We start from the raw sequence: 8,755 nt of genomic DNA on the forward strand, positions 1-8,755 counted from the left end.
TCCAACGCATACTTGTTAATTTGCCTCATGTTGATTTCATTCTCACAACGGGGCGTTGATGCCAAGTCCCTCTCACGGGCATTCGACCTTGATCCCAACACTGTCACCCGTTTTGATTTACCCTTTGGTGAATTGTTGGCCTTTTTTCCTGTCTTCGAATCTGATTTTACCGAGTGCAGTCTCTTGCTCAAAGTGAGTCCTGAGCGCTTGCCCAAAGACGCGCCCTATCTCGGAAGCGGGCATCCGTTGCGCGCGTATGTCCATGAGAGGGCTTATGCGACGTCATCCCTGATGGCCGTTGCCCTTCAAAAAGGATTCCCGGCGCTGGAAAACGTCGTTGCGCACCCAGATTCTGCCCCCATTCGCATTCGAATGAATACGGTGACCTGCAATTTGGGACCTTCGGTCGTGGAGGGTTGGTTTTCCGAATTGGGTTATGAAGTTTCTATCAGCGAAACGCACCCAACGTTGCAGGATGGGCAACGAGCTCAATTCATAGACCTAGAATTAACGACAGGTTTGTCCATGCCTGCCGTCATCGGGCACCTTCAAACGCTGCTGTGTGCCATGGACCAAGATCATGTGCATTGGATTGGAAAAGACGCAACCGTCTCCATTTTTAATGCTGCGGCACCTTGGCTAGAAAACCATTCGGCACATGCTGCGATCAAATCGGCCTTGCTTGGTGTTCCCTACACGGCCGGGAGAAATGCCCGCCAAAACTTGGTCGAGGAAAACGAGACGTTTTCTTTCCCGACGAAAAAAGCATTCTATCGCAATCCGATGGAGGCCCAACAAGTCCATCAGGAAATCAGGGACCTGATCCCTCTGCAATCAAGCACCTCCGTTTTGCACCTTTTTCCTGAAAGCGGTCAATTGGCAGCCGGGCTTTCCCAAAATGCACACATATATAAGGTGTCGCTGGTCGATATTGTTCCAGAGCATTTACAGGTCATCGTACAAGAACTTAATGGCCTTGCACTTTCTGCGGAATCGAAGCGTAAGGTGCAATTGCTCGTGGGTGCTCCGATCTTTCACGGAGAGTTGGAGTCTGGATTTGATGTTCACGTGATCGAAGGCCTGTTAGGGAAGCTTCCCTCCCATCAGCTTGCCGCAGTTGCTTCAACCGTTTTTCATCATGGCGCACCCAAGTGGGTGATTGTCGTGGAACCAATGGGCAAGGAGCTCAAAAATTGGGCGGCAGAAATTGTCAAGGAATATCCATTCGATGTCGAATTCAAAATTCCGAAAGTGACCGATGCCCCTAAAGCTGTTCCGATGGCTCTCGCAATTTTCACTGCACGCAGCACCAAATAATCATGGAAATCAAGATTCCCGACTTTGCTTTGGTTTTGTTGGTGGGCCCTTCAGGTTCTGGCAAGTCCCATTTTGCAGCCAATCATTTTCCTACCAATCAAATTATCTCGCAGCAGCAGTTTCAGTTGATGCTGGCAGACGATGGTCAAGACCCTGTGCTGCATGACGAAGTGATCAAACTGATGCATCAGACGATTGAACTCCGCCTGAAATACAAAAAAACATGCGTGATCGATGCGGAATTGCTTTCGCAAGAAAGTCGCAAGGAGCTCCGGCGCTTGAGCAGGAAGTACCATGCAAAGGCAGTTTCGATCATTTTCAGGGTATCGGCGCAGGTTTGCCTGGATCGGAATGCGCAGCGCTCAGATGGCGATCCCGGAAGTCAATTGGTCAAAAATCAATTTGGACGGATGGATCGCATTGCCAAAGACCTTGAAGAAGAAGGTTTTAAATCCCAATATACCGTCACGGAATCGGATGAAACTTCAGTGCGGCGCACGCGCATGCGCAGTGATTTTCGTGACCAAACGGGTGAATTTGACATCATCGGGGATGTCCACGGATGCTTTGACGAGTTGGTTCTGCTGCTCGAAGAACTCGGATACGCCGTATCATCTGTTGCTTCGCGTCTGGAGGAAGGTCCAAATTTCAAGGTGACAGCCCCAAAAAATCGACGAATTGTTTTTGTCGGTGATCTGTGTGACCGCGGTCCCGACTCACCTCGCGTATTGCGGCTCGTGATGGACCTGGTAAATGCAGGACTCGCCTTTTGTGTCCCTGGCAACCACGACGATAAATTGTTACGGATGCTCAATGGCAACAAAGTCCAACTCCGGCATGGGTTGGAAAAGACGATGGCGCAGTTGGAGGGCGCGGATCCTCGATTTTTGGAGGAAATCAAGCAATTTATCGGTGGACTCAGCAGCCATATCGAATTGGACGGTGGCGCATTGGTGGTCGCACACGCGGGGCTCAAGGAGAGTATGCACGGCCGCAGTTCAGGAGAAGTGCACGCCTTTTGCCTCTACGGCGAAACGACAGGAGAAACCGACGAATTCGGGCTGCCTGTGCGGCACAACTGGGCGGGTGAATACGAAGGCAAGGCTTTGGTCGTGTATGGACACACCCCCATTCCAGAGCCCATTTGGCAAAAAAACACGGTCAACATCGATACAGGCTGCGTTTTTGGTGGGATGCTGACGGCACTTCGATACCCCACGCGCGAAATCGTGTCGGTAAAACCAAAGGAAATGCATTCCCAGCCACTGCGTCCCTTGCACTGGAACAACCAATTTACCGCGGTTCAAAAAATCGATCCTTCGATTTCGATGGATCTCGTTGGTCCCCGCGCTTTGGTGAGTACCCGCCACGGCTATCATTTGACACTGCAACCCCAGCAGGTAGCGACGGTTTTGCAAATGATTGCCTTGGAAGTCGTGCGCAGGGAGTGGCTGATTTACCTGCCCGCCCCGGTTTCCGCCCCGACGAGTTCACAATTGCCAGGGACCTTGGAGCATCCTGCGCAAGCGTTTGACTATTACCGCAAGAAAAATCTCGTGCAACTTGCCACTTGGGCGATTCCGGTCGGAACGCCGGTTGTCGTTGTACTTTGCCGCAACGAAGCCGCTGCAAAAAAGCGCTTCATGGTGGAAAACGACGGCCTTGGGAGTATCCATACCCGCACCGGACGTCCGTACTTCAGCAATTTGGAAGCTGAGCGACAACTGCTTCAAAAGTTGGCGAAGGGTTTGGAATTGATGGAGGTATGGGATCAGTTGAAAACGGATTGGATTTGTTTGGAGGCCATTGCGAGTCCGTTGTCTGATTTTGCGCCTGATTTTGCGCAGTTGGTCTATGGACCAGTAAGTGAAACCGCAAACAAGGCCTTGCCGATAGCCCTCGACGCTGTCACGCGTGCGCAAGCGCGCGGTGTCGAACTTTCCGAAACTGCGAGTTGGCTACAAAATCAGCAAGCCGCTGTGGAGGCATTTGATTCGGTCAGGACCAAAGTAGAGGAACCGCGATCGGGAAAATTGACATTGCACCTCACCCGCCTCGTCGCCACCGAGGGCCAAGTCCACCTCGAAAAACCAGCATTGGTCATGCAGGAACTCCTTCGAATCGTGGCTTCTGCGGCCCCCAACTGGATGGTCGCAGTCGAGCGTCGATGGATCGAACTTGACAGTGAAGCCGATTTGAGGGAAGTGACTGCATGGTGGGAATCCTTGAGTGGACAGTCGGTAACGGGGATTGCCGTGGAGCCATCCACCTTGGTCAACGAAAAGGGAACGGAATTGATGCAGCCGATGATCAAAGTACGCACGCGCGAATACTTGCGGTTAATTTACGGGCCCGCCTACGATGTCCCGGAAAGTTTGGTCGTTTGGAGAGACCGCAACCTTCGCCTACAACGCGAAACCGCGGTTCGGCAATATTCCCTCGGGGTGGAAGCCATTTCACGTTTTGTGGAAAGGCAATCCTGGGAGCAGGTCTACCAATGCATTTTTGCAAGGTTGGGTTTGGAAATCATGGGCATTGACATCCGGCTTTGATGGAATCGGCAGAGGGCGGATAGGCTCAATTCCGGATTGAGCCAAAACATAAGCTCCGATTCTCCGTAAAAATCTTCAAAATTCACTCATCACCAATTTCAATGGGCATTTTGACAAAATCTAAAAACGGCTTCTACGCAATCCCTGCAGTCGTTTCCGCATTTTTCCCCGGTGTTGGTCAGTTGATCAAACGCCAATATGCAAAGGGGCTGGTTTTCTTGGGATTGTCCTTCGTTTGGGGCTATTTGATGATGGTTCCCGGATTGCTCCCCTTCGGTTGGCTCATTTCGTTCATCATCACCGTGGCGGCATGGGGAATCAACGTACTGGATGCCGGCTTCAACTCGGTCGGGCAACGTTATTGATTCGCCAACGAATCCCCAAACTTTGTTTTAACGAAGAAAGGCTGACATGATCAGCCCTTTAAGAACCCCGGACTCCGGGGTTTTTTATTGGTTGTGTGGCAAAAATCATTGTGTCGTTGGACACTGACATCGGTTTTCCTATCTTTCCTTGGACTTAATCGATGGCGCATGAAATTCGTTCGATGGATTCTCCTTTACTTTTTGCTTTTGGGCTTCAACAGTCTTTGGTCACAAATCAATCACTGGGAAACGGCTGTCAATTACAATACGACGTGGAAATACTTTCCCGGCAATTCCGAACCGCCTGTTGCCTGGCCCACGGTTGGCTTCAATGATGCTGCTTGGGCTTCCGGTACCGGAGGGGTAGGATTTGGAGATGGCGATGACAATACGACCATTCCACTGTTACCTTCGGTCTATCTTCGAAAGGCATTTACGATCACCGATACCTCGGTTTTGATGCAGGGTTTGCTCAGCATCGACTACGACGACGGGTTCATTGCCTACCTGAATAACGTGGAAATCGCCCGATCCAATCTTGGTGCTGTGACCGGCGACCGGCCGCCTTATAACCAATATGCCAACGGCCAACACGAAGCCTTGATGTACCAAGGCGGCGATGCCGAACAATTTATCATCGACCGGGCCAAGTTGCGCAGCGCAATGGTGGTCGGAACCAACGTCCTTGCGATCACCGTCCACAATGCGACGGTCAATTCGCCAGATCTTTCCTCCTTGACGTGGTTGCATTTTGGAATCAGAAACGCAAACACCTACTTTGGCCCGAACCCCGTTTGGTTTGTGCCGCCGATTTCATCCTCCAACTTGCCCTTGGTCGTGATCGATTCCCGTGGTGGTTCGATCAACGACTCCCTCAAAATCGTCGCCCGAATGGGAATCATCTCCAATCCCGGCGGCGCCCGTAACAATCTGAGCGATCCATTCAACGATTACGAGGGGAACATCGCCATTGAAATTCGGGGATCGACTTCGCAGCAATACCCTAAAAAAAGCTACGGATTTGAAACACAAGACAGCTTGGGCAACAATGACAATGTTTCATTGCTCGGAATGGGCAAGGAAAATGACTGGATTCTGTATGCCCCCTACCCTGACAAAACCTTGATGCGCAACACCTTGGCCTACCATCTTTTTGGACGGATGGGGCATTATACACCTGGAACGCGGTTTTGCGAAGTCATTCTCAATCAACAATATATAGGCGTCTACGAAATCCATGAGCGGGTAAAAATTGACAAAAACCGTCTTGCACTGCCCAAACTGGATCTGGATGATCTTGCTGGCGACTCCCTCACCGGTGGCTATATCGTCAAGGTGGACAAAACCACCGGAACCGGCGGCCCCAACTGGACCTCCCCCATCAACCCCAATGTCTATTTCCAGTTCCACGATCCTGAGGAAACCGAACTGGTCCAAACACAGAAAAATTATATCGAGGACTTTGTCTCCGACTTCGAAGTTGCCCACAATGGACCCAACTACGCCGATCCGATCAATGGCTACCGGAAATACATCGACGTGCAATCGTTCATGGACTTCATGATCATGCAAGAAGTTGGGCGCACGGTGGATGGCTATCGGTCCAGCTGTTTCTTGCACAAACAACGGGACAGCTATGGCGGCAAACTCAGCGCCGGACCGATGTGGGATTTTAACCTGAGCTTCGGAAATGCAGACTATTGTGATGCCTATCTCAACTCTGGTTACCAATTCAACTTCGGAAATGTCTGCCAAGGCTACGTCCCCGAAGTTCCCTTTTGGTGGGCAAAGTTTATGCAAGACAGCCGCTGGCAAAACGAATTGCGTTGCCGTTGGGACTTTTTGCGTGACGGTCCCCTGCATACCGACACGCTCACGGCTTGGATCGACAGTGTCGCCACGGTGCTCGACGAATCCAAGGAACGCAACTTCGCGCGTTGGCCGATCTTGGGAGTCTATGTGAACTGGAATTATTTCGTGGGAAATACCTATGCCGAAGAAATTGACTACATCAAGACATGGATCACCAACCGCATGATTTGGCTTGACGCCAACTTCCCTGGAAGTTCGACGACGTGCAGCAGCCCGGGCGCCAATGACATTCAGCTCACCGAAGTCAACTACAACTCCTCTCCCACTGCCTATTCCGGCGATTGGTTTGAACTGCATAATGCAGGGACCACCACGGTAACCCTGACCGAATGGCGGTTCAAAAATGAGAATCCTGACAATCTTTTTACTTTTCCAGCGGGAACCACGATCCCGGCCGGCGGGTACCTTGTCGTTTGCAGCGACACTGCAGCCTTTCATGCCCGTCATCCGATGGTAAATCCGATTGCGGGCCCATTCAATTTTGTGCTCAGCAATGGCGGCGACAACATCAACTTGTTTGATGCTTATTACACCCAACAGGTTTCCATGCGCTTCGAGGATCTTGCCCCGTGGCCCACAAGTCCAGATGGCGGAGGATATACATTGGAAGTGCTGAACGCGGCCGGCAATTACAGCGATCCCGCGAACTGGTTTGCAGGCTGCCCCGAAGGCTCGCCCGGCGGACCTTATTTTACACCTTGTGCGGTTTCAGTTTCGCCTTCGAATGCCGGACCCAACCTGCGCGTCTATCCGAATCCGTTTGATCATCAATTGATGATCGCTTTCCCTGAACCCTTGAATGAATCCGCTTGCATCGAATTGCTGGACATGACGGGCAGGATTCTGAAAAAGGAATGGACGTTTTCCGAAAGGCATGTTCTCTCCACGCGTGACCTACCCGCGGGCGCCTACATGTTGCGCGTCACGGGCGCTGCTTGGTCCAGTTCGGTGCGGGTGATCCTCGCGCGTTAATTTTTTTCTCTACAGTTGTCGAACCCAATTCTATGCGAAAGCTAGCTTTTCTTGTCTGTCTGTTCTTCCTTCTTGGAGGATATTCCTTTTCCCAAATTGCAACGGTCGATCCCGCAGCGGTTCAAAAGACTACGCTGCCCAACGGATTCGAAGTCTTTTTGATCGAAGACCATTCCGCCCCCAATATTTTTGGTGCAGTCGTCGTGAAGGCTGGCGGAAAATATGATCCGAAGGATGCAACCGGCATGGGACATTACCTCGAGCACATGTTGTTCAAGGGAACGAATACCATGGGGACGAGCAACTACGAAAAGGAAAAGCCGTTCCTCGACAAAATTGATGCGTTGTATGAGGAGCTCGGAAAAACAACAGACGAAGTGCAACGCAAGGCGATCCAAACCCAAATCAATGAAAATGCCGTTGCGGCAGCAGAATTCGCGATTCCCAACGAACTCGACCGCATGCTTGAATCCATCGGCAGCGAGGGTGTGAATGCCTTCACCGACTACGAGCAAATCGTTTACCACAATTCGTTTCCACCCAATCAGGTGGAAAAATGGCTTGATATCTACGCAGCCCGTTTCCAAAGTCCAGTCTTCCGCCTCTTTCAAAGCGAATTGGAAACCGTCTACGAAGAAAAAAATCGGGCGATGGATGAATTCACCTACAAAGTCTTCCAGAAGTTCATCGGCACATTTTTCAAGAACCATCCTTATGGGCAGCAGGAAATTCTTGGCTTGACCGACCACTTGAAAAACCCTTCGCTTACCAAGATGTACGACTACTTCAACACCTATTATGTGGCTAACAACATGGCTTTGGTGATGAGTGGCGACTTCGAATCAGAAAAAATCCTCCCGATGATTCGCGCAAAATTCGGGGTACTCAAACAAGGAGAGGTTCCCAAATTCCCGGAGTATCCGGAGGCACCGTTCAAAGGACGGGAATATGTTTCCGGAAATTATACTCCCGTCAAGGCCGGAATCATGGGTTTTCGCACCGTACCGAATGGCCATCCCGATCAGCCTGCCTTGGACCTCGTCAGCCATTTGCTGTACAACGAGGGTGAAACCGGATTCCTCAACAAATTGCAACTCGACCACGAGGTACTTGCGGCCTTGGTGATGGCGATGGATTACAACGACCATGGCGGTAACTTCCTCATTATCATACCCAAAATCATTGGCCAAAGCACGGAAAATGCCGAAGGATTGGTATTGGCAGCATTGCAAAAGCTCAAAAACGGTGAATTCTCCGAAGCGACCTTGCAAGCTGCAAAACTCAAGTTGCGCCTGGACTTTGAAAGGTCGCTCGAGACCAACAACGGAAGGGGCTTGATGATGGCGGATGCCTTTGTACAAGGACGCAAATGGGAGGAATTTGTCGATTATCCCAAGAAAATCGGGATGGTCACCAAACAGCAAGTCGTGGATGCAGCTATAAAATATTACGGTCAGAACTATCTGATGTTTGAATCCAAAATGGGATTCCCCAAAAAAGAGAAACTTGAGAAGCCTGGATTTGTTGCACCCAAACCCCAAAAGGAGGCCCAAAGTGACTATGCCCGCCATTTTTACAGCTTGCCGGAACAACAGCCCAAGGCGCAATTTGTCGATTTCGAAAAGGATTTCAAGGTATTGGATTTGGGACCGAATGCCAGACTTCACCACGTCCAAA

General features: G+C 50.8%; 5 protein-coding genes. All 5 read left to right on the forward strand.

Annotation, left to right across the window (positions count from 1 at the left end; translation table 11 throughout):
• Positions 1-27 precede the first annotated feature (27 nt).
• Positions 28-1,317, forward strand: a complete 1,290-nt coding sequence (locus tag IPN95_27335; GenBank protein MBK9453062.1) for a hypothetical protein — start codon at positions 28-30, stop codon at positions 1,315-1,317.
• A gap of 2 nt (positions 1,318-1,319) precedes the next feature.
• Positions 1,320-3,869 (forward strand): polynucleotide kinase-phosphatase, encoded by a 2,550-nt coding sequence (locus IPN95_27340; GenBank protein MBK9453063.1) that lies wholly within the window; start codon positions 1,320-1,322, stop codon positions 3,867-3,869.
• A 101-nt stretch (positions 3,870-3,970) separates the two neighbouring features.
• A complete protein-coding gene (locus IPN95_27345; protein ID MBK9453064.1) occupies positions 3,971-4,234 on the forward strand; it encodes a hypothetical protein in 264 nt (87 codons plus the stop codon).
• Between the two features lie 168 nt (positions 4,235-4,402).
• Positions 4,403-7,078, forward strand: coding sequence for a CotH kinase family protein (locus IPN95_27350; protein ID MBK9453065.1), 2,676 nt, complete (start codon positions 4,403-4,405; stop codon positions 7,076-7,078).
• A 32-nt stretch (positions 7,079-7,110) separates the two neighbouring features.
• A partial coding sequence (locus tag IPN95_27355; protein MBK9453066.1) for an insulinase family protein occupies positions 7,111-8,755 on the forward strand: 1,645 nt, incomplete at its 3' end.

The sequence above is a fragment of the Bacteroidota bacterium genome (genome assembly GCA_016718825.1).
Taxonomy (GTDB): Bacteria; Bacteroidota; Bacteroidia; order J057; family JADKCL01; genus JADKCL01.

Excerpts from the sequence above, each read along its gene's own strand:
- IPN95_27340 (MBK9453063.1), top strand. The coding sequence starts at position 1,320 with ATGGAAATCAAGATTCCCGACTTTGCTTTGGTTTTGTTGGTGGGCCCT.
- IPN95_27350 (MBK9453065.1), top strand. The coding sequence starts at position 4,403 with ATGAAATTCGTTCGATGGATTCTCCTTTACTTTTTGCTTTTGGGCTTC.
- IPN95_27335 (MBK9453062.1), top strand. The coding sequence starts at position 28 with ATGTTGATTTCATTCTCACAACGGGGCGTTGATGCCAAGTCCCTCTCA.
- IPN95_27345 (MBK9453064.1), top strand. The coding sequence starts at position 3,971 with ATGGGCATTTTGACAAAATCTAAAAACGGCTTCTACGCAATCCCTGCA.